We start from the raw sequence: 21,911 nt of genomic DNA on the forward strand, positions 1-21,911 counted from the left end.
CACCCGATAATCAGCGCCAGATACTTCCCCTTACGGTGCTGGCCCGGCGGCGCCGCTTACCTGAAGGCCTTGCAGCGCACGAATACATACCGTCACGTCCTGCTGATCGCCGCAGTCAATGCGCGCGTTTATCTGTGCGAGCATCCACGGGAAAAACGGGTTGGAGGTAGCACGCATCAAGGTGTCCAGATTTACCGCCAGCGTATGGGTTTCACCGCGCAGGGAAAGGGTGCCGAGGCTGATGCCGTACTGATTCTTCTCTTGCGGGTTTAGACCATACAGGGAATCGCTCAGCGGAAACGGCACGGCAACATGCGACAGGGAATACATTCCCTGCGGCCAGGCAATGTGCAGCGCCTGCGCATATTCCTGGGTCTGCTGGGCACGGGTAATGCGCGCAACCGTCTCATCGCTGTTCGCTGCGGCATTGGCAATCACCGTCGTGGTGTAGTGGCGCGGCGGCGGGGGTAATAGCGTATTGACGGCGGAATAAGCTGAAGAGCGAAATAGCGCGCCGGCATTCGCCGCCTGGTTAATATCAAACAACACCAGTTCGCTGCCGTTTTGCGGTAAATAACGGTATAGCGCATCGACCACCGCGCGGGTACTGACCGTCGAATCCATCACCGACTGAAAAGTCAGTACCGGCGGTAACGCATTAATCTTTCCATTGCGCGCGGCCTGCTGGATCTGCTTTTGCAGCGCTTGCGTCAATAGCCAGGATTGCCGGGCGGCTTTCGCCGGAAATGAGTTGTATTTATAAGGATTAAATTCCGGCACCACATTCAGCCACGCCGCTTTGGCAAACGCCGGGAACGCCGCCGGCCAGCCCGCCAGCCCGGCAAAGCGCGCGTACGCCGGTACGCCTATCATCGGCGACAGCAAAAATATCTGCTGCGGCCGCCGCAGCGATGGGTTATCGAGGCTGTCGAGAACATATTGCAGGGTCAGCGCGCCGCCGTTGGAATACCCGACCATCTGTAATGGCACCGACGGCCCGGCAAGCCTCACGGCTTCACGCACCGCCAGCCGTGTGGTCGCCCGCCACTGGTCGCGGTTCGCTTTCGCCAGCGACCCCGGCGCCGTGCCGTGGCCCGGCATCCGTGGGATCACCACCACAAAACCGTGCTGCTGCCAGGTCAGCGCCAGATAGCGCATGCTGTAAGGCGAATCGGTCAGCCCATGCAGCATCACCGCCGCACCGCGAATGGGTCCTTGCGGTATAAATACTTGTGAACGATTCCAGTCAGGATAAAAGCGTGCAGGATAGACCGGGCTTTGGTCGTAAAAGCGGTTAAGGGGGGTTTTCTCATCATTACTCAGCGCATCCGTCAGCTCGCTTTTCATGGCGCGGAAAATAGCCTCTTCTCGCGCCATGTAATCAGCGAAACTGGCCTTATCTATCTCGCTGGCGCTCATCTCATCCGCGCTCCAGGTGTGCCAGTGCTGCAATGGCGCGCCCTTTTCCGACTGATAAACGCGGCCAATAAAAAACACGCCAGCGAGCACTATTAGCGCCATCACAAGCTTTTTAGCCAGCGGGAGAAATTTACCTAACATGATGATCCCTTCGTCGACGCGCAGCGCTATCCTGTCCAGTGAATGCACTGATAATAGTGCCACTCGTCACGACGCGGCAAATTTGGCGGTAGTAAGGATGAGAAATAAACCCTGGTGTGGCGGGTGAAACAAAGAAGATAATATGCGATTGAATAATCGCCAAGGCCTTACCTGGCGGGCTTTAGCGACTGCCTGGTAGCCGGGCAGTCGCTAAAGCGACTCATTCCAGAGTTCAGATATCGTCCGTGGTATGGTGTACAACAATTTCCAGCGTATTACGGATAATGTCGCTTTGAACCACATTATCCGTGGTTTCGATCATTCTGATTAACTCAAGGATCAGTGCCTTATGAGTAATACGTCCACCGGCTGCGACGATGCGTCGGATAGCGACGCCAAGCATGGCTGACTCTTCAGCCAGATGTTCACCACCGCTGCGAAAATAGTCGATGAGTGACAAGTCAGGAAGATTTACGTACTCATCAATATTTTCAAGCAAAGCCTGGCTCATTTCATTACCCCATATTGAGTTTATTCATCCCAGCGGTCAGTCAGTGTTTTTTGCTGCTGCCCGACTGCTTATTGCCAAACAATGGATAAATGTTATCCCTGCGATCATCATTCCAGTCCAGATCATCTTCCTCCACGCTGTGACGCATTTTACCCAGCGTATTATTACCAATTTCGGCAATGATGCGCCCGAGCATCTGACGCCGATGGCTGTCTGGCTCACGGCTCTCCATCGCGCGCAAGCGAGCGATCAGCGCCGGAGTGCTGATTGGAGAGTTGTCTTTTAGGAGTGACAATACTGCCAGTCCTATAAGTTCATCGGTTAATTGATCAATTTCACTACTGTTCATAACTGCATCTCGGGTTGCCAACAGCTGCCGAAGTGCAACTGCGGCATAAAGCCAATTCTCACGGGGTGAGCGTTCTGCTGCAGCGAACGGCGCCGCGTGAGAATTGACTCAAAATCAGGTCACTTTTACATTTGTTAATACCGCTTAACGATCGAACAGCAAGCCAATCAGCGTGTGATAGTGGCTCTCCTCTTCCGGGCCAGATGCTTTCTCAAGCCGCGACAATAATTTGGTACAGATAGCTTTACGGTTCAGGTTGCGGCCTTCGCTAAGGATTTCCACCGCGATACGCCCTAATGTTTCTTGCTGCGTCGGCAGCGTCGCTTTCTCAAAGTAGCGGGTAACCGCATTTGCTGTGTTCGGAAGAAAACCGTTCTGTTGCATCTGTCAGTCCTCGAAATTCCATGAGTTAGTTAAGTGCAATTAAAGTTATACAAACATTGCCGAAATGTACATAGAAATTGTACAAAATTATTAGCCACCTATAGAAACACTTTATAAAATTATATTAATCATACACTTAAGATTAAAACAAAATGGCAAACAGCCATTATCTTGTACAAAAAAAGAAAATTTGTACGGATTTTCGTCGCTGAATCTGACGCGTCATGCGCACAAACTGTTTAAAAAACAAGAGGATCGAGACAGGAAGAGAGCGCATTCATCTGCTATGGTAAATAATCCTAAATTGTCCTTCGGAACCCGTATGCTTACTACCATCATTTACCGCAGCCATCTCCATGAGCATGTCTCCTTAAAAATGCTTGAAGAGATGGTCGCCGCTGCGAACATTAAGAATGGCCAGGCCAGCGTAACGGGCATCCTGCTGTTTAATGGCACCCATTTTTTTCAATTACTGGAAGGGCCGGAAGAGCGCGTTGACGCTATCTATCAGGCCATCTGTGCCGATACACGCCACTACAATCTGGTTGAGCTGCTGCGGGACTACGCCCCGCTACGCCGCTTTGGTAAGACCGGCATGGAGCTGTTTGACCTGCGCAACTATGATCGTGAAGCGGTGTTGCAAACGGTGTTCGATAAAGGCACAACGCGCTATCAACTGACCTATGGCGATCGCGCTTTGCAATTTTTTCAAACTTTCGTCGAAGATGGCGCAAAAGAGTATTACTACGAAATTCCCCCCGCCGATGCGTGGGAGTTTGTCGTCGAGGGCACGGCTGTTGCACTGCCCTCTGCTGTTTTCGATACGCCGAGTGATTACCGTTTTGCCTTTCAGCCGATTGTCGATCCCTTTGCACGAGAAATCGTGGCGGTAGAAGCCCTGCTGCGCACCCGCGACGGCGGCTCTGCCCAGACCTGGTTTGAGCAACAGGGCGGGGAGGATATTTACCGGGCCGATCTGCACAGCAAAAAAGTCGCCTTCGCGATGGCCGCTGCCTTAAAGATTGGCCCACAAACTCTGTCGGTGAATCTATTGCCGATGACGCTGATTAAGGTGGCGAACGCCGTTGAATTTATCGTGCAGGCGATTAAAGAGAACGGGCTGGTTCCCGAGCAGGTGATTGTTGAGTTTGTCGAAAGCGAAGTTATCTCGCACCTCGCCGAGTTTACCCAGGCGGTAAAACTGCTTAAAGGTGCCGGTATTCGCGTGGCGATCGATCACTTTGGCGAGGGGTATGGCGGCCTGGTGTTACTGACCCAGTTCCAGCCCGACAGAATTAAAATTAACCGCGCGCTGATTGCCGATGTGCACAAAAGCGGCTCCCGCCAGGCGGTAGTGCAGGCAATTATTAAGTGCTGTATCTCCCTTGAAATTGCTATCTCCGCCGTCGGTATCGAGAAAGCGGAAGAGTGGATGTGGCTTGAGTCGGCGGGTATTTCCCAGTTCCAGGGTTATCTGTTTGCCCGCCCCGATCTGCAGGGCATTCCACCGGTGGCCTGGCCGGAAAAAAGAGATGAGCGTGTATAAGCTGTGCGGCAAAGTTGTACAGAAAAGGATTTGTACAACTCTGCAAACTTCAATTACTCTGTAGGATGAGCACACTGGCGTTAACTGCATGAGGGAACTATGGCGTTTTATAGTATCGGCGAGGTTGCCGAACGCTGCGGAATAAATCCGGTCACACTGCGCGCCTGGCAGCGCAGATACGGGCTGTTAAAACCACAGCGAAGCGAAGGCGGCCATCGACAATTTGATGAGTCGGATATTCAGCGCATTGTTGAAATCAAGCGCTGGATAGAGAGCGGAATATCCGTAAGCAAAGTTAAAGCATTACTCGACGAAGACAAATTTGTTGGCCAGTCAAACTGGGCTTCTCTCCAGGAACAGATGATGTCCATGCTGCGCCAGATGAACCCAACCCGCCTGCGCGACACGCTGATTGCTTTAAGCCGCAAACATACCCCGGACATCCTCATCGACCAGATTCTGGTTCCGGTGCGCCAACGCCTGAGCCTCGATAAAAATACCGCACGAGTAATATTAAGCCTGCTTGATGGCGTGCTGATTGAGTTTGCCGCGTCCGGTATAGCCACCGCCCGCGAGCAGGCACCGAAAGTGGCGCTACTGATCGCCTGGGGAAATGATGATCGTACGCAGTTATGGCTTGAGGCCTGGCGTCTTTCGCAACAGGGCTGGCGCATCGATGTCCTCGCCGAGCCGCTGGACTCCCCTCACCCGGAATTTTTCCCCGGCCAGCATCTGTTTGTCTGGACCGGTAAACTGTTAACGCGCAGCCAGACGCAGCAACTGGCGCACTGGCGTGAACAGGGTTTTGCCATATCGTTTCATGGAGGCAGCGCCGATCCGACGTCGCACAGCTAACGCTTAAAACCGGGTTTGCATTTGTTCACCGTGACGCCACATCGCTTTCCAGCCGCTGGCGGTGACGCAAACCGGGGAACCACTTCATCCACAGCGCCACCACAATCAACGTACCGACGCCGCCAATCGCTGCCGCAGGCACCGCGCCTAGCCACGCCGCCAGCATGCCCGATTCAAACTCCCCGAGCTGGTTAGAGGTATTAATAAAGATTGAGTTAACGGCGTTAACGCGACCACGCATCTCATCCGGCGTGTCGAGCTGCACCAGCGAACCGCGGATAACCATACTCACCATATCGAAACCGCCCAGCGCAAACAGCGCCAGTAACGACAGCCACATCCAGCTTGAGAAGGCGAAAACCAGCGTTGCGACACCAAACCCGGCTACGCACAGAAACATAATCATTCCGACATGGCGCGTTAACGCGCGATGGCTTAACCAAAAGCCAATCAGCAGCGCGCCCACTGCCGGTGCGCTACGCAATAGCCCCAGGCCCAGCGGCCCGGTATGCAGCACATCATGGGCGAAAATCGGCAGCAGCGCCGTTGCCCCGCCGAGCAGCACGGCAAACAGATCCAGCGAGATAACCCCCAGCACATCCGGGCGATTGCGGATAAACCTGACACCCGCGAACAGCGAAGATAGGGTCGCTGGCGTACGCGGTGGCGGTGCCTGTTCATAGCGCAGGGTCATCACCAGCAGTAATGACAGCAGATAGAGCCCGGCGGTGACGCTGTACACCACATCCGCCCCGGTGGCATAGAGAAAGCCGCCGAGCGCCGGGCCGACAATCTGCGCCGCCTGGCCGGAAACGGCATTCGCCGCCGTCGCGCGCGGCAGAATAGACAGCGGCACCAGCGCGGGCAACATGGAGGTCATCGACGGCGATTCGATGGTTTTGGCAATGGAGATAATAAAGATCAGCAGCAGGATAACCCAAACGCTGGCCTCCCCTTGCCAGCTCAGCCATGCGAGGGCGACGATAGCCACCCACTCACAGATTTGCCCTAACAGCACCACCCGACGGCGGTCGAACTGGTCGGCGATATGCCCGGCGGGCAGCGCCAGCGTCAGCGAAGGAATAAACTGCGCCAGCCCAATCATGCCGAGCCAGAACGCGCTCTGGGTCTGGGCATAAATTTGCCAGCCAACAATAATCGATAACATCTGAAAACCGAAACTGGAGCTGGTTCGCGCCAGCCAAAAGGCGACAAACGAGCGATGCTGCAGTAAACGACCCTCATTGCCAGGTAACACCGGAGCCATAGCTTATTCCATCTCTGTTAGTGACCCGCCGAGGGCGCACCCGGCGCACCGGAGCGGACAAACGGCGGGCGTGCAAACCAAATCACCACAATAAGGGCCAAAAATCCCCAGCCCAGCAGCCAAAAATAGTCGATGGTCGACAGCATATAGGCTTGTTGTTCAAGGGTTCTGTCCACCGCCGCCAGATGCTGTTGCGTTACGCCGCCCATTTTGTCCAGGTAATCCGTCGCCGCCGGGTGATAAATGGAGACGCTCTCTGCAAGGTTCGCGTGATGGTAAATTTCGCGCCGCGACCAGATCCAGGTGGTAAGGGAAGAGGCAAACGAGCCGCCGAGCACGCGGAAAAAAGTCGCCAGCCCGGAGCCTTCCGCCACCGCCACGCCGTGCAAATTCGACAGCACAATGGTGGTTATCGGCATAAAGAAAAACGCCACGCCGATCCCCATAAACATCTGCACTTGCGCCACGGTACGGAAATCGACGTCGGTGTTAAACTGCGCGCGAATCAGGCACGACGCGCCCATAGTAAGAAATGACAAGGTCGCCAGCAGGCGCAGATCCACTTTGTGGGCATAGCGGCCGACAAAGGGCGTCAGCAGCAGCGGCAGAAAGCCCATCGGCGCGGCGGCAAGCCCGGCCCAGATGGCGGTATAGCCCATTTGGGTTTGCAACCACTGCGGCAAAATAATGTTGATGGCGAAAAAGGCGGCATAGCCAAGGGTTAACGTTATCGTGCCGATAGCAAAATTACGGTCTTTAAACAGCCGCAGGTTGACTATCGGGTGCTGCTCGCCCAGCTCCCAGATAACGAAGGACGTCAGCGCAATCGCAGAAATCACTGACATCACGATAATTTCCGGCGCGCTGAACCAGTCCATATCGTTGCCTTTATCCAGCACCACTTGCAGCAAGCCAACACCCAGCACTAAAAGCGCAATGCCGACGTAATCAATGGGCGAGTGCGACGTCGCCTCTTCCCGCTCGCGCAGCTGCGTCCAGACGACGATGGCGGCGAAAATACCAATCGGCACGTTAATATAGAAAATCCACGGCCACGAATAGTTATCGGTGATCCAGCCGCCGGTGATCGGCCCAACAATCGGCGCAACCACCGTCACCATCGATAGCAGCGCCAGCGCCATACTGCGTTTACTGGTCGGGAATATCACCAACAGCAGCGTCTGGCACATGGGAAACATCGGCCCGGCGAAAAAACCCTGCAGGGCGCGGAAAATAATCAGCTCGGTCATGGTGTGGGCAAACCCGCACAGAAAAGAGGTCAGGGTAAACAGCGCCACCGAACCCACAAACAGCTTTAGCTGACCAAAACGACGGGTAAACCAGCCGGTGAGCGGCAGCGCAATGGCGTTACACACCGCAAACGAAGTGATAACCCAGGTACCCTGATCGGAACTGACGCCGAGGTTGCCGGCAATGGTCGGCAGCGCCACGTTGGCGATAGTGGTGTCGAGCACCTGCATAAAGGTCGCCAGCGACAAAGCTATCGTCGCCAGCAGCAGGCTGGGTGGCGTAAACGCCGACTTATCTTGCATAACGTCTCTCTTAGCGGGCGCGGGTCGCTACCGCCTGGCTGTTGTCATGAAGAATTTTCGCCACCAGCCGATCGGCATTATCCAGTGCATTCTGATAAACGTCGGTGGTGAAGCGCGGGGCGGCCACGGTTTTTGGCGGCAGCAGATCGCCCTGCGGGTTACGAATATCGACGCGGGCAAACATCGACAGTCCGACGCGCAGCGGATGCTTTTGCATATCATGGGGATCGAGGGTGATACGCACCGGCAAACGCTGGATGATTTTGATCCAGTTCCCGCTGGCGTTCTGCGCTGGCAGCAGCGAAAAGGCGCTGCCGGTGCCAATCCCTAAGCTTTCGATGGTGCCGTGATACTCAATATCGTCACCATAGAGATCGGCGGTCAGCGTCACTTTTTGCCCCAGACGCATGGTGTTCATCTGGCTCTCTTTAAAGTTGGCATCCACCCACACCTGATCCAGCGGCACAATCGACATCAGTGTCGTACCGGAGTTAACACGCATACCGAGCTGCACCGCGCGTTTGGCGACAAAGCCGCTTACCGGGGCAACAATCGTGCTGCGAGCGTTATCAAGGAAGCGCTGGCGCAACGTGGCAATGGCACTTTTGATTTCCGGGTGGCTGTCGATAACCGTGTCATCGGTCATCGCCAGATTAGTGGTTAATACCTGCTGTGCCGCGGCCAGATCGCTCTTCGCGGTGGCAACCGCATCGCGGTAGTGCGCCAAATCTTCAGCGGATATTGCGCCGCTGGTGGCAATTTTCTGCCGACGCGCATAGTCGTTCTGCGCGGTTTGCAACGCCGTTTGCTTCGCGGCCAGCTGGGCACGGTAATTGTCTACGGTGCTGTATAAGCCACGCACCTGACGCACGGTGCTGGCGAGATTGGCTTCTGCCTGCTGCAGGGCAATTTCGGTATCGCTCGGGTCAAGCAATACCAGCGGCTGCCCTTTCGCAACATAATCGCCTTCATCGACGGCAACTTGCGTCACCGTGCCGCCGATTTGTGGCGTTAACGTCACCAGATTGGCATTCACGTAAGCGTCGTCGGTGGTTTCGTAGTAACGGGCGTACAACAGATACCAGGCCAGACAGCCGGCGGCGATAAGTAGCAAAACAACGAACAGAATGGCGAAGTTGCGCTTACGTTTGCCCGGCGCGCGTTCGGGTTGTGCAGATGAAGTTTGCATCTTGATACCTTTCAGGACAGCTTAGCGATGTGGGCGGGTTGCCTCGTCCGGCAACATTTTTATCAATAGTTCCACCAGCAGCCGCGACTCTTCAGCGGTTAAACGGGCGGTAAGGGAGCTGAGAATTGAGGCCAGCGCCTCATTCTGAAAGCGGTCACAAAGGGCGCGCCCTTTATCGGTGAGCTCAAGGATGACCTGGCGTTTATCTTCCGGGTTAGTACTGCGCACAATCAGGTCGCGCTTGACCATGCGCTCCAGCATACGGCTCATCGCCCCGGCATCCATCAGCAGGTTTTTACTCACTTCCACCGGGCTGTTAAAGCCTTTATAGATACTGATCAATACCTTGAATTGCGGCGCAGTAATGTCTGCCGACGAAAAATAGTGGCTGATAAGCTGATCTTTAAACTGGTTTGCCAGATGGATCAGCAAACCGAGGTGCAGTTTCGGGTTAGGGTTATCCGTCGCGTCGCGCATGATATTTGCCTGGTCAATAATTACAATTGAAATTACTGACCAGGCAGCAAACTGTCAATGTATTGTCAAGATAAGCGCACGTTTTGTCAGTAATGGCGAAACGGTGAACGAGGGGGAATCGTACGGGGACGTCTAAGGGGCTTAAAAGGCGGCACCGATCAGGTGCCGTCGACTGATCTATTTATTAGGCAGATTGTCATAGACATCCAGCGCGCGAGCGGTATAAACCAGCGCCGCGCCAGTATTGAGATTAATCGCAACGGCGAGGGCTTCCGCGATCTCTTCTCGCGTCGCGCCACTTTTCGCTGCGGCCTCCACGTGAATGGAGAGACAACCGTCGCAGCGCGTCGTCACCGCGACAGCTAACGCGATCAACTCATGGGTCTTCGCATCAAGATGCTGCTGCGCGGCAGCGCCCTTCTCCATCTGCTGATAGCCTTGCATAAATTCTGGCTGCGATTGGGCAAATTTTCCGATGGTTGCCAGCAAGCCACTGCGGTACTCATTCCAGTTTAGAAACATGGCGAACTCCGGTTAGTGAATGGAAATAGAGTCCTTTAAGCACACCACAGGCCCCTCAAGCAATGAATGGGTGCAGTGCTTCAACAACTTCCTGAGTAAAAAACGAGCCAGTATTAAACAGCACGCGTTCAACTAAGATCGCCTGGCTCACACAACACGTTGGGATAGTTCTTAAAGTGGCTAAATTTAGCCATCTGGCCTGCCAGCCAATCGTAAAAATACGTCAATTAACGTCACGATACGTCAGCGTGATCTGATAAAAAACGAAGATTGTTTCTTGCGTTATTAATGCATTCAAAACTATTCGCTGTTAACTTATTAATTTCACAGTAAATATATTACAAAGGTATTTTTTAATAACGAAGCGGCAAGCGCAAAATAACATCAACACGGCTTTTTACGTCCCGGTTTGACTATTCAAGGGGGCTAACTAAATTTAATTGCGAAAGAAATGAATTTCCCATCAATAAATTTTAAAGGAGAGAACCGGACAAAAAAATGAATTATTAATATGTCACATATATATTAACACCTCGTTATTTAATCCTGTTTTCTTTTAACCCTAACTGCTTAGATTTGACGGCAGCGGATATTTTTTATTTTTTCTCAACGACAATAAGGATCATCTTATGACACCTCAAGAGAATTATCATGACTGGCTACGTGATGCACATGCTATGGAAAAACAAGCGGAATCAATGCTTACTGCCATGAGCAGCCGCATCGATAACTATCCGGACCTGCGTGCGCGTATTGAACAGCATTTAACAGAGACGCAGGGACAGCTTAAATTGCTGGAAACGGTGCTCGATCGTAATGGTATTAACCGTTCGGTCATGAAAGATGCAACCAGCAAAATGGCGGCGATGGGCCAGTCATTTACCGGCATGTTTGCTTCCGATGAAATCGTTAAAGGCGCCATCAGCAGCTACGTTTTCGAACAATTTGAAATTGCCTGTTATACCTCGCTGATTGCCGCGGCGGAAAAAGCGGGCGATGTCGCCAGCATTGATATTTTCAAACAAATTTTAGCCCAGGAAGTGGCAATGGCCGAGTGGTCTTTGAATCATATTCCGAATGTTACGGATCAATTTTTGCTGCGTAGCGCAGCAGACGGCGTAGAGGCTAAAAAATAATTATTCTTACTCTTCAGGAGGCAAGCAATGTTTCGACATGTCAAACAACTGCAATATACCGTGCGCGTGAGTGAACCGAATCCAGGGCTCGCCAACCTGCTGCTTGAGCAATTTGGCGGCCCACAAGGGGAACTGGCTGCGGCCTGCCGCTATTTTACCCAGGGTATTGGCGATGAGGATCCGGGCCGCAAAGAGATGTTAATGGACATCGCCACGGAAGAACTCAGCCACCTTGAAATTATTGGTTCGCTGGTCGGCATGCTTAATAAAGGGGCGAAAGGCGAACTGGCGGAAGGCACCGAAAGCGAAGCAGAGCTGTACCGTTCTCTGACGCAAAACGGTAACGATAGCCATGTGACCTCGCTGCTTTACGGTGGCGGTCCTGCTCTGACCAACTCCGGCGGTTTTCCGTGGACGGCAGCCTATATTGATACCATCGGCGAAGTCACCGCGGATTTACGCTCCAATATCGCCGCCGAAGCGCGTGCAAAAATTATCTATGAACGTTTGATCAACGTGACCGACGATCCGGGCGTAAAAGATGCGCTGAGCTTCCTGATGACCCGTGAAGTGGCGCATATGCTCTCCTTTGAGAAAGCGCTCTATTCGATTCGCAATAACTTCCCGCCAGGAAAACTGCCGCCGGTTGAACAGTACACCGATGTTTACTACAACATGTCGGAAGGCGACGATCTGCGCGGCAGCTGGAACAGCGATGAAAACTTTGACTATGTCGCTAATCCACAGCCGGCCGTTGATGGCGGTGACGGTTCAGCCTCAACCACCCTGAGCCCTGAACAGTTGGCGCTGGTTAAGGCGATGGCTGAGCGCACCAAATCCGACCCGAAAGTGGACCCGCTCACCGGGGCTGAACTTGGCTACGGTGAACCTCAGCCGAAATAAGCGGTTGAGTGTAAAAAGCATCTGCCCCTGGCAGATGCTTTTTTTTATCTGTTTTGCAAGGCTTGTAAAGTAAGGGCATCGTGGCTGCAGATCATCTTTATCTCGCCGCCATGGGCGAGAGAGAGTTCCCGCAGACGGCGCTGGTTTTCCCGTCGCGCCCCGTTATCCACCCCCATCATCCACTGATAAAAACGCAGCCCCGGCGTGCAATGACGCGTCGCCTGCCCCATTTCCCCGCGATAGAACCAGGCATCGCCGCCGTGCAATAACCAGCCGTTCGCGTCCTGAATGGCAATACCCGCATGGCCCAGAGTGTGCCCCGCCAGCGGGATAAGCAGGATCTCTGGCGGCAGCCCACGCAGCGCCGTTACCGCCTCGAAGCCAAACCATTTTTCGCCCTCTGCGGCATAGCCATGCCAGCCAGAAACGCCCTGCCACTGGCCGGGACGATAACGCTCACGGGTTAACCAACTGTGGCGCGCATGTGCGGTATCGATCTCGCGCTGCAGGAGATGCACCTGCGCATGGGGGAAATCCGTCAATCCCCCGGCGTGATCAAAATCCAAATGGGTGAGGACAATATGCCGCACATCTTCTGCACGGAACCCCAACGACTGCACCTGTGACAAAGCGGTGAGGGATTCGCGTCGTTGGATATTATTCATCAGCCGAAAAAAGCGGGATAGACGCCGCTCGGGATGACGCATATCGTCGCTACCAAAGCCGGTATCTATCAGCACCAGACCGTAATGTCGGGTCTCGAGCAATAAACAGTGGCACGCCAGATGGGCGTGCAGCCCTTTACTGAAACCGTCATACAGCGCACCGCCGAGGGGGCACATACAGCCGCAATTCAGATGATGAATAATCATAGGTTTCTACCGCGCAGGTGACTAATGAAAATGCTGATCGCCTTGAGAAGAGAGTTTAACGGGCCTTATCTGAATCACTTGCCCCTGCTCCCAGGCGTCTGCGCCTTTTGCAACAGGATGTGCGGGCAGGTCTGCGCGCTCTTTTTTGATCTCTTCGGTGTTGACGCCAAAGCGGCGATCGCGATCGACCAGCAGCGAAGGCTTAAGCTGCCCGTCCCCGGTAAAGCCCATCATTAACGCCGGTACGCCCAGCGGCAACGTCTGATTTTGCTCGGTGTGCCAGGTGTGCCAGGTTTTACCGTAGGTATTGACGATATTGCTCATCAGCGATTTCTCAGCCGCCGCCGGTAAGCCTGGCGCAATCAGCGAACCGGATTTCACTTCATAGCGGTGGCTGTGCCAGAGTTTTTTCTCTTCGGCAGGAAGGGTATTGAACAGGCGCTCGCTAATAATATATTCGACGCCCATTAAACGCGCATCGGCAGTATTACCATCGTAAATCACCGCCTGCATCACATCATTATTTAGCACCGTGACGTAATGATGCGCCTCCATTTGCCCTTTCTTATTGCCATTATAAAAATGGAAACCATCAAGATAGGTGCTTATTGCCTCAATCGGCGGGCGGGATTGCATGAGCGCGGCCCCTGTTTCAAGGGTTTTCATTTTCGCTGAGGTTTTATCACCCGGAATAGCACTTTGCGGACCGCTGTTATTGGCGCCGCAGCCGACCAGTGCCAGAGGAATTAATAATGTTAAAGCCAAACGCATGGTATTTCTCCTTTTACCAGTGAAGTAATGAGCGTAGCCCATTCCCTCTATTCAGCCAGTTATATCGAGAGAAACTTTCGCTAGCGAAAAATAGTTATCCTGCGGTATTAACCTGCGTCCCGCTTTATATTCCTGATAATGCATTGCTCGCGTTTAATCGCGACAGACGCGGGAATTATCTGCCAGGGGATACAAAATATTTTCCGGCGCTATTTTGACCGTAACGTGTCATGGCTAAGAGGAATAGACAGAAGATGGCCTCCCTTTGTTGTACAAAACACATAAAAAGACGAATAACCTCAACAGGACGGAAATAGAGACGGTTTACTCTCGCTAACGCATTCAGGTGATTCGGGTCACATTTTAAGAAAGGTATCGGCTATCAAATCTGTAGATTCATTCAAATACCTTTAAATGACAACGGTGTATATCGTAATGGCAGAACATCAGCCAATGGAGCACGATAATGAGCACGTCAGACGATCAATTTCTCTCTTCTCCAGTCGAGAAATGCCCTTTTCATCATAAGACAGAGAAACCCGTGGGGCCGGTCACGACCAACGGTGACTGGTGGCCAAATCAACTGCATGTCGAGTTGCTGAACCAACACTCCAATCGTTCCAACCCGCTGGGGGAAGATTTTAACTACCGCGAAGAGTTTAAAAAACTCGATTACAGCGCGCTAAAAGCCGACATTCGCGGCGTGCTAACGGATTCACAAACGTGGTGGCCGGCAGACTGGGGTAGCTATATCGGTCTGTTTATTCGTATGGCCTGGCACAGCGCGGGCACCTACCGTACCGTTGATGGCCGTGGCGGCTCCGGTCGCGGCCAGCAGCGCTTCGCGCCGCTTAACTCGTGGCCGGATAACGTCAGCCTCGATAAGGCGCGTCGTTTACTGTGGCCGGTGAAGCAAAAATATGGGCAGAAAATCTCCTGGGCTGACCTGATTATCCTCGCGGGCAACGTGGCGCTGGAGAACGCGGGCTTTCGCACTTTTGGTTTTGCTGCCGGGCGCGAAGATGTCTGGGAACCGGACCGAGATGTCGACTGGGGCAACGAGAAAGAGTGGTTGAAACATCGCCACCCGGAAAGCCTGGCGCAGGCGGCGATTGGTGCCACCGAGATGGGGCTGATTTATGTCAACCCCGAAGGTCCGAACGCCAGCGGCGAACCGGTTTCTGCCGCCGCAGCGATTCGCGCCACCTTCGGCAATATGGGCATGAATGACGAAGAGACGGTGGCGCTGATTGCCGGGGGACATACGTTGGGCAAAACCCACGGCGCTTCGACGCCGGATAACCATGTCGGCCCGGAACCGGAAGCCGCACCGCTGGAAGCCCAGGGCCTTGGCTGGATAAGCAGCTTTGGCAGCGGTTCTGGCGCAGACGCGATCACTTCCGGTCTGGAAGTAGCGTGGACGCAAACGCCTACCCAGTGGAGCAACTACTTTTTCGAAAACTTGTTTAAATATGAGTGGGTGCAAACCCGCAGCCCGGCGGGGGCTATTCAGTTTGAAGCGAAAGATGCCCCGGAGATTATTCCTGACCCGTTCCACCCGGAAAAGAAACGCAAACCGACAATGCTGGTCACGGATCTAACGCTGCGTTTTGACGCGGAATTCGAGAAAATTTCACGCCGCTTCCTTTACGATCCGCAAGCTTTTAATGAAGCCTTTGCCCGTGCCTGGTTTAAGTTAACCCACCGCGATATGGGGCCAAAATCACGCTACATCGGTCCGGAAGTACCAAAAGAAGATCTGATTTGGCAGGATCCGCTGCCTGCGGCGGTACATCAACCGAACGGCGCTGATATCGCCACCCTTAAAGCCGCAATTGCCGAATCCGGGTTATCCGTCAGCGAACTGGTTTCTGTGGCGTGGGCGTCTGCCTCCACTTTCCGTGGCGGTGATAAACGCGGCGGCGCTAACGGCGCACGTCTGGCGCTGGCACCGCAGAATGGTTGGCAGGTGAACGCCATTGCCAGCAAAGCCCTGCCTGCCTTGCAGAGTATTCAGCAAACCGTGGGCAAAGCCTCGCTGGCGGATGTGATTGTACTGGCGGGCGTGGTCGGCGTTGAAAAAGCCGCCGCCGCTGCCGGTGTACAGGTTACGGTGCCGTTTACGCCCGGTCGCGTTGATGCGCGTCAGGATCAGACCGATGTTGACTCTTTCGCCCTGATGGAGCCGCTGGCGGATGGCTTTCGCAACTATCGCCGCGTGTGGGACAGCATTACTACCGAAACCCTGCTGATTGATAAAGCGCAGCAGCTGACTCTCACCGCACCGGAAATGACCGCGCTGGTTGGCGGGCTGCGCGTGCTTGGAACCAATTTCGATGGCAGTCAACACGGTGTCTTTACGGATCGCACCGGCGTACTCAGCACCGACTTCTTCGTCAACCTGCTGGATATGCGCACCGCATGGAAGGCTACCGACGAGAAAGCGGAATTGTTCGAAGGCCGCGATCGGATCAGCGGCGAGGTAAGATACACCGCTACCCGCGCCGATCTGGTGTTTGGTTCCCACTCAGTACTGCGCGCGCTGGCCGAAGTCTATGCCAGCGCCGACGGGAAAGAGAAATTTGTCACGGACTTTGTCGCCGCATGGACAAAAGTGATGAACCTCGATCGTTTCGACCTGCTGTAACGCCTTACACTCATCAAGCCTGCGCATTGTCGCAGGCTTTTTTATGCGAGATGGCAACGCGATAATAACCCGCGCACCAGTGCTAAAAGCCTGTTTAACCGGGCAACATTACTTATTATTTCTTATCCTATGGAGCCGAAAACCCGCCATCTTACCGGCGGTTAACTCGAATCACTTATTTTTTCTCTACCAGTCACAACAAATAAAATAAGCTTATTTCATTTTCATTCCTTCACCTGCAGGCGTTAGATAAAGCTTATTAATATCTGCCAACAAAGCCAATATTAACTGAACTCTAACCTCGATAGCATCGGTTCGTCCTGACAATCCTTTGCGTCGCTCTGTTTATCACTTTTATTTTATTATTTTTACCCGTCATCATAACCAATGGATTAGCACCATAGCGCATCATGGAGAAAGTATGTTTTCAAAATCAAAAATTAACCCGCGCATAGATGGAATTTATGTCGCGCTGCACAAGAAAAACAACACTAAAATATTATCAGCGAAAACCGTCAATAAATTATTGCAGATTTTATATGACGACCTGAGAGAGATTAATAATACAGTCTACTGCGATCGCACCAGGACGGCCCTGGGTAATCCTGCGGCGGTGCTGACCAGAGATATCGTACGGCAATTTATCAAAGATGCCGGTCAGCGGGATCCGCACAGTGGTTTGTTAATACCCGAAGAAAATGCCTATCTTATCAGTCGCAGGCTGTTACCCGGTCATTTAAGCAACATCAGGGGCTTTGCCTCGTTACAGATATACATCGGACAAATGCTCAGTAAATTCCTCTATGTGGATGAACTGGCGAAAGCGAAAACGTTACTGGAAGAGTGCTCGTTTCTGCGTACCGATCCTAACCGCAGCCACATCCTTAACTTTATTCAAAAGGCTGAGCTCAAAGCGCAATATTTAAAAAAAAGCGCCATTCAGGCGACCATGTCAAGAATGCACACGCTGAAATTATTCCGCCGAGAAAATATAACCATCTTCACACAGCTGGTGACTGAATATATAAACCCGACTTTTTTAGACAATAAGGCCAGATTAGTGATGAAGTGCCCGGAACTGAGTGCGAAACGCAAAGTAAAACATTTCCGGTCGTTAAGCACGGAACAGCTGAAACAAGGTATTGAAAAATTATTAAACAGCAGTAGCGGAGTCGATGCGCTACATGAAAAAATGGCGCTCCTGGAAAGGCTGAATGAACTGCATCGAAATGACGTTGAACGCTATAAACAAGGAGACAGAGTCACCCTCTATTACACCGGCACCATAGAAGATATGGACTGGTACACCCTGGATGAGTGTCAGGAACAAAATTATCCCCTTATTAATGCATGCACCCGAGATATTCCGTCGGAAATCACCTATATCGAGGAAGCAAACCGGTTGCGTGCGCAATATGATCAACGGCAATTGACGCTTAATAATGTCTGGGAAACTCCCGATTAAGCGGGTGGGCAGATAAACGCGCGCAGCGCCTGAATGGCGGGAAGTCAGGAGCACTTGAGATGCTCCTGAAAATACGTTAAGTGCGAAAAAATCCCGGCATTAAGCCGGGAAAAATTTGTCAGATAACGAGTTTTAGCGCGGCGGCAAAATGCGCCACCGCAAAATCAGGTCACCGCGCCGCACGCCGGATAACATGTTTTCCGGGCCTGTGGTCATTAAAAAGGCGCAATGTAACGGTGTGATGACAGTGCCTGAGGAAGAGTCAACATCCCTCGTTGCTCAGCCAGGCAAGTCCTGTATTTAGCCGGAAGCGGAAGAGGTTTCGCTCTCAAGGCGTAACACAAAATGGTTATCGTGACGGGCAATCTTTGCCCCACTCTGGCCATAGTTGGCCGAGAGCATAAAAAACGTATCGGCGTCGACATCAAAAGCCAGCTCGACCTGCTGGTGCTTTCCTGAGCTAATCATTTGATATGCCTGCTTTAAGTTATAAGCTTTTGCTATAGCCATGGATAATCTCCGCGCATGCTGTTGCTTATTGAAAATTCTCGCCCTTTCTTTATAGCCCTGTTTAGCCGAACTAACCTGCAAATTTGCTGGAAAAATTCCGAAATTCCCTCGCCTTATCTCACCGCGCCGCGGCCCCTTTTATCGCCAATGCTGGCGGCTGAAAATATTCGCTCATGTTCTCTGCGAAAGCAGGTTTTCTGACGCGTTGCAATGCATGGCATCGCTTACCCTTGCATCCTGCCCATGCCCATCCAAATGACAAAGGAGGGGGTGGTGATGATTACGATGGACGTACCGATAGTAAGTTGATGCTCGACTCCCGGTGTATTGCCCGCCAAGCGTCTCGATATTACGCCGTTGCCGCTTAAGATTGCTCTTAAAACCATAAGTATTAGTGATGTTTTACCCGCCATTAATTGTAAATTTATGTCAATAAACGCCGTTTCCCTGACACTTTTTGTTTAACATCGCGCGCATAGTAACTCATGTTACTATTTTCGTTCAAATCATCTACTGCTAAGTCGCTTATTTCAAAGAGAGATCTCGCAATATATTTTTGCGGGTCTAAAAAGCGATCTCCTTTGCGGTATTTCAAGGCGTCTTAAATGTGCCGTTTGACTATCCGATAATAGCGACTAACTTTATTTGTGAACGCGGTGAACATGAGCTTGATTATTCATGTTCATTTATTACACAACGAAACAGGAGAAATATTATGGCTGAACATCGTGGCGGCTCAGGTAATTTCGCCGAAGATCGTGATAAAGCATCAGAAGCAGGTCGCAAAGGCGGCCAACAAAGCGGTGGTAATTTTAAAAATGATCCACAGCGCGCTTCAGAAGCCGGTAAAAAAGGCGGCCAGAATAGCCACAGCGGCGGCCGTAAATCAGGGAATTAATTTCTGATTTATATTTTTACGGCATCAATATTTATATCATTCCTGGCGAGCCGGCAACGGCTCGCTATTTTAACCTTGACACCAAAGGTCTATAATTATGCAAATTAACACGGTTAACGATCTCTTTATTCATGGCCTGTCTGATATTTATAACGCGGAAAAACAACTGGCCCGTGCGTTAGCCAAGCTGGCGCGTGAAGCCTCCAGCCCTGAACTGGTTGAAGCCTTCAACCAACACCTTGAAGAGACGCAAGGCCAGATTTTACGCATCGACCAGATGATTGAAGCCGAAGGCAGCCTGAAAATTAAGCGTATGAAATGTCACGCAATGGAAGGTCTGGTAGACGAAGCTAACGAAGTTATCGAGAGCACACAAAAAGGTAGTGTTCGTGACGCCGCCTTAATTGCCGCAGCGCAAAAAGTTGAGCATTACGAAATTGCTTCCTACGGCACGCTTTGCACCCTGGCCGATCAGTTAGGTTTGAAAAAGGTCAAAACGCTGCTTGCGCAGACTCTGGAAGAGGAGAAGAAGACCGATAATCTTCTTACCACTATTGCGACCAGTAATGTAAATAGTAAAGCCGAAGTAGAATAAGGCTTTTCGGTTCCGTCCGGACACAGCGTAAAATTGTGATGTAAATAATCACTCCCTATTACGTTAGGCTGTTCGGATGGAACATCATCTTAAAAGTAAAATATACGTATTAAGCTTAAACCCGCAGGCAAAGTCATTTGCTTGAGGGTTTAATTGATCGGTGCGGAAATATCATCGTCATTGCTCAGAGATGCCATGACTAAAATGGCAGCAGAGGGTTAGCCCGTCGGTAATATCTTAAAGGTGATGAGCACCTGCAGACGTCACTGGCGGCTATCTCTTCGAGCAAAATGACCGTGCTTGTACACCCTCACTGATTAGAGCAGTTAAAGCGTTAGGTATGTACAGGCTGCGTGAAAGCTCGTTGCGCATCAAATGAAAGTGAAATGGCCGAGTGGATACTCCAGGCACATTGAAGTCTCCACTCCCTTTATGGCTCGCTTACGCGCCGCTGGCGTTGAGGCGAAAAGATAGCCTGCGTGAATGGAGAAATGACGATGCTGCCCAAGTTGAAACGCGTAAGAAATGTGTTAATGAACGACCGCGCCAGCGATGATTTAGGCTGGCAAGTTTCCAGCGAATTCGACCGCGTCAGGCAACAAAAACCCTTTGTTGCAGGACTACCGGCAAGTAACAACGAGGAAGCCGCTCCGCCCAAAGCAGCCCCGCCTCTCGATCCGTTACAGGAATATTTGATCAATACAATGGCCAACCGTAAACAGCTCACTGAGTAACGCAAACAGACTCTGTCCCAATCCTTTGTGTCTTGTTATCTTTGCCCGGAGTTAACCCTCCGGGTTTTTTGCCGCTTACGCTGTACTCTTCCCCTTCGCAACTTGACTTAAAATGTAGTTAGCGTACTTTTCAGGGCATGAAGAGATTCCTGATTATCGTACCTGATGGCGGCATGTTATTTGAAGCCGCCGGTATCGCTGACATCCTGATGCAGGCCAGTCAGTTACGCCTTGCTGATAACGCGCAGCCGCGCTATCGCATCACGGTAGCGACCACACAACCTATTCCCGTTATACATGGTCAGTCCGGCCTGAACCTGTTGGCGGATCACCGCTTGCCCGAGCTGGATCCGCGCACGGAATGGGACACCATTATGATTACCGGCCGCGGTATTGACGAAGAGGAAGGCACGGCGGTGGTCGACTGGCTGCGCCTGGCCGCGCCCCATGCGCGCCGGGTGGTTTCTATCTGTGGCGGCGCAATGTTGCTGGCGCAGTGTGGGTTACTCGATGGTCGGCGTGCCACTACGCACTGGCGTTTGCTGGAAACGATGCAGGCGCAATATCCACAGGTCAAAGTGGAAAGCGGCCCGCTCTATATTCAGGATGGTCCAGTCTGGACCTCCGGCGGCGTCAGTTCCGGCTTCGATCTTACCCTTGCGCTGGTGGAAGAGGATTATGGTTTCTCCCTCGCCCTCGAAATCGCACAAAATATGGTGATGTATCTGCGCCGCCCCGGCGGGCAGCTACAGTTCAGCCGTTTCCAGCTGCAGCAGGCCAGCGGTATCGGGCCGATTAGCGAGCTGCAAAACTGGATCCTCGCTCATCTTGCCGAAGAGTTATCCGTCGAGCGTCTCGCCGAGCAGGTCGCCATGAGTCCGCGTAACTTTACCCGCGTATTTACCCGCGAAACCGGCATTCCCCCGGCGCGCTATGTGGCAGAAGCGCGTCTTGCCGCCGCGCGCAGCCGGCTCGAACAGAGCAGCGAAACCCTCGAGCAGATAGCCGCCGCTTCCGGCTTTGGCAGCAGCATTAATCTGCGGCGCATATTCGAACGCCAGCTGCACCTTACGCCCGGCGAATACCGTCAGCGCTTCCACTGCCGCAAACTGGCGTAAAGTGATCCTTATTTGTCGTTTACGCCAAATCACCATCGGCCTACAGTGA

Annotated in this window: 22 protein-coding genes; 10 read left to right on the plus strand and 12 right to left on the minus strand. The window is 52.5% G+C overall.

Going from position 1 to position 21,911, the window contains the following annotated elements:
- Positions 1–30: 30 nt before the first annotated feature.
- The 4 genes from RW65_RS09600 to ycgZ all read right to left on the minus strand — a co-directional run bounded on the left by RW65_RS09600 (position 31) and on the right by ycgZ (position 2,804).
- Positions 31–1,560, minus strand: coding sequence for an alpha/beta hydrolase (locus RW65_RS09600; RefSeq protein WP_052250296.1), 1,530 nt, complete (start codon positions 1,558–1,560; stop codon positions 31–33).
- A 232-nt stretch (positions 1,561–1,792) separates the two neighbouring features.
- Positions 1,793–2,071, minus strand: coding sequence for a biofilm development regulator YmgB/AriR family protein (locus RW65_RS09605; RefSeq protein ID WP_197058879.1), 279 nt, complete (start codon positions 2,069–2,071; stop codon positions 1,793–1,795).
- 40 nt (positions 2,072–2,111) lie between these two features.
- Positions 2,112–2,420 (minus strand): hypothetical protein, encoded by a 309-nt coding sequence (locus tag RW65_RS09610; protein WP_039056506.1) that lies wholly within the window; start codon positions 2,418–2,420, stop codon positions 2,112–2,114.
- Positions 2,421–2,564: 144 nt separating this feature from the next.
- On the minus strand, positions 2,565–2,804 hold the full coding sequence (gene ycgZ / locus RW65_RS09615; RefSeq protein ID WP_039056507.1) for a regulatory protein YcgZ: 240 nt from the start codon (positions 2,802–2,804) through the stop codon (positions 2,565–2,567).
- A 322-nt stretch (positions 2,805–3,126) separates the two neighbouring features.
- Here ycgZ and RW65_RS09620 point away from each other — a divergent pair, with 322 nt between their 5' ends.
- Both RW65_RS09620 and RW65_RS09625 read left to right on the plus strand, forming a co-directional pair.
- Complete coding sequence (locus RW65_RS09620; protein WP_039056709.1) at positions 3,127–4,350, plus strand: diguanylate phosphodiesterase; 1,224 nt, start codon at positions 3,127–3,129, stop codon at positions 4,348–4,350.
- A 99-nt stretch (positions 4,351–4,449) separates the two neighbouring features.
- Positions 4,450–5,205, plus strand: a complete 756-nt coding sequence (locus RW65_RS09625; RefSeq protein ID WP_039056508.1) for a MerR family transcriptional regulator — start codon at positions 4,450–4,452, stop codon at positions 5,203–5,205.
- 25 nt (positions 5,206–5,230) lie between these two features.
- Here RW65_RS09625 and RW65_RS09630 read toward each other — a convergent pair whose 3' ends face one another.
- The 5 genes from RW65_RS09630 to RW65_RS09650 all read right to left on the minus strand — a co-directional run bounded on the left by RW65_RS09630 (position 5,231) and on the right by RW65_RS09650 (position 10,213).
- Positions 5,231–6,472 carry an MFS transporter gene (locus tag RW65_RS09630; protein WP_039056509.1) on the minus strand — a complete coding sequence of 414 codons (1,242 nt, stop codon included), beginning with the start codon at positions 6,470–6,472 and terminating at the stop codon, positions 5,231–5,233.
- Between the two features lie 17 nt (positions 6,473–6,489).
- On the minus strand, positions 6,490–8,025 hold the full coding sequence (locus tag RW65_RS09635) for a DHA2 family efflux MFS transporter permease subunit (RefSeq protein ID WP_039056511.1): 1,536 nt from the start codon (positions 8,023–8,025) through the stop codon (positions 6,490–6,492).
- A gap of 10 nt (positions 8,026–8,035) precedes the next feature.
- Positions 8,036–9,214, minus strand: coding sequence for an HlyD family secretion protein (locus RW65_RS09640; RefSeq protein ID WP_039056512.1), 1,179 nt, complete (start codon positions 9,212–9,214; stop codon positions 8,036–8,038).
- Positions 9,215–9,235: 21 nt separating this feature from the next.
- Positions 9,236–9,691, minus strand: coding sequence for a MarR family transcriptional regulator (locus tag RW65_RS09645; protein ID WP_039056513.1), 456 nt, complete (start codon positions 9,689–9,691; stop codon positions 9,236–9,238).
- 177 nt (positions 9,692–9,868) lie between these two features.
- Entirely contained in the window at positions 9,869–10,213 is a 345-nt protein-coding gene (locus tag RW65_RS09650) for a carboxymuconolactone decarboxylase family protein (protein WP_039056514.1), read from the minus strand.
- Between the two features lie 629 nt (positions 10,214–10,842).
- Between RW65_RS09650 and RW65_RS09655 the strand changes: the two genes are divergently transcribed.
- Together RW65_RS09655 and RW65_RS09660 are read left to right on the plus strand one after the other, a co-directional pair.
- The gene (locus RW65_RS09655; RefSeq protein ID WP_039056515.1) at positions 10,843–11,349 is read left to right on the plus strand and encodes a ferritin-like domain-containing protein; all 507 of its coding nucleotides are present in this window, start codon (positions 10,843–10,845) and stop codon (positions 11,347–11,349) included.
- Positions 11,350–11,376: 27 nt separating this feature from the next.
- Positions 11,377–12,252 (plus strand): manganese catalase family protein, encoded by an 876-nt coding sequence (locus tag RW65_RS09660; protein ID WP_039056516.1) that lies wholly within the window; start codon positions 11,377–11,379, stop codon positions 12,250–12,252.
- 44 nt (positions 12,253–12,296) lie between these two features.
- Here RW65_RS09660 and RW65_RS09665 read toward each other — a convergent pair whose 3' ends face one another.
- Both RW65_RS09665 and RW65_RS09670 read right to left on the minus strand, forming a co-directional pair.
- Positions 12,297–13,124 carry an MBL fold metallo-hydrolase gene (locus RW65_RS09665; RefSeq protein ID WP_039056518.1) on the minus strand — a complete coding sequence of 276 codons (828 nt, stop codon included), beginning with the start codon at positions 13,122–13,124 and terminating at the stop codon, positions 12,297–12,299.
- A gap of 21 nt (positions 13,125–13,145) precedes the next feature.
- Positions 13,146–13,895: an OBAP family protein gene (locus RW65_RS09670; RefSeq protein ID WP_039056519.1), complete on the minus strand. Its 750-nt coding sequence runs from the start codon at positions 13,893–13,895 to the stop codon at positions 13,146–13,148.
- A gap of 466 nt (positions 13,896–14,361) precedes the next feature.
- On the opposite strand from RW65_RS09670, the gene katG reads away from it, so the two are divergent.
- A complete protein-coding gene (gene katG / locus RW65_RS09675) occupies positions 14,362–16,542 on the plus strand; it encodes a catalase/peroxidase HPI (RefSeq protein ID WP_039056520.1) in 2,181 nt (726 codons plus the stop codon).
- Between the two features lie 421 nt (positions 16,543–16,963).
- On the plus strand, positions 16,964–18,007 hold the full coding sequence (locus tag RW65_RS09680) for a hypothetical protein (protein ID WP_039056521.1): 1,044 nt from the start codon (positions 16,964–16,966) through the stop codon (positions 18,005–18,007).
- Between the two features lie 300 nt (positions 18,008–18,307).
- On the opposite strand, the gene RW65_RS22870 is transcribed toward RW65_RS09680, so the two are convergent.
- Positions 18,308–18,475, minus strand: coding sequence for a hypothetical protein (locus RW65_RS22870; protein WP_197058880.1), 168 nt, complete (start codon positions 18,473–18,475; stop codon positions 18,308–18,310).
- Positions 18,476–19,232: 757 nt separating this feature from the next.
- Here RW65_RS22870 and RW65_RS09690 point away from each other — a divergent pair.
- The 4 genes from RW65_RS09690 (at position 19,233) to RW65_RS09705 (ending at position 21,862) form a co-directional block, all read left to right on the plus strand.
- Complete coding sequence (locus tag RW65_RS09690) at positions 19,233–19,415, plus strand: con-10 family general stress protein (RefSeq protein WP_039056523.1); 183 nt, start codon at positions 19,233–19,235, stop codon at positions 19,413–19,415.
- Between the two features lie 97 nt (positions 19,416–19,512).
- Positions 19,513–20,010, plus strand: a complete 498-nt coding sequence (locus RW65_RS09695) for a YciE/YciF ferroxidase family protein (RefSeq protein WP_039056524.1) — start codon at positions 19,513–19,515, stop codon at positions 20,008–20,010.
- Positions 20,011–20,501: 491 nt separating this feature from the next.
- A complete protein-coding gene (locus RW65_RS09700; protein WP_231564378.1) occupies positions 20,502–20,744 on the plus strand; it encodes a hypothetical protein in 243 nt (80 codons plus the stop codon).
- 137 nt (positions 20,745–20,881) lie between these two features.
- On the plus strand, positions 20,882–21,862 hold the full coding sequence (locus RW65_RS09705; RefSeq protein WP_039056525.1) for a GlxA family transcriptional regulator: 981 nt from the start codon (positions 20,882–20,884) through the stop codon (positions 21,860–21,862).
- Positions 21,863–21,911 lie beyond the last annotated feature (49 nt).

Origin of the sequence: Enterobacter sp. Bisph1 (assembly GCF_000814905.1) — a bacterium.
Lineage (GTDB): Bacteria > Pseudomonadota > Gammaproteobacteria > Enterobacterales > Enterobacteriaceae > Kosakonia.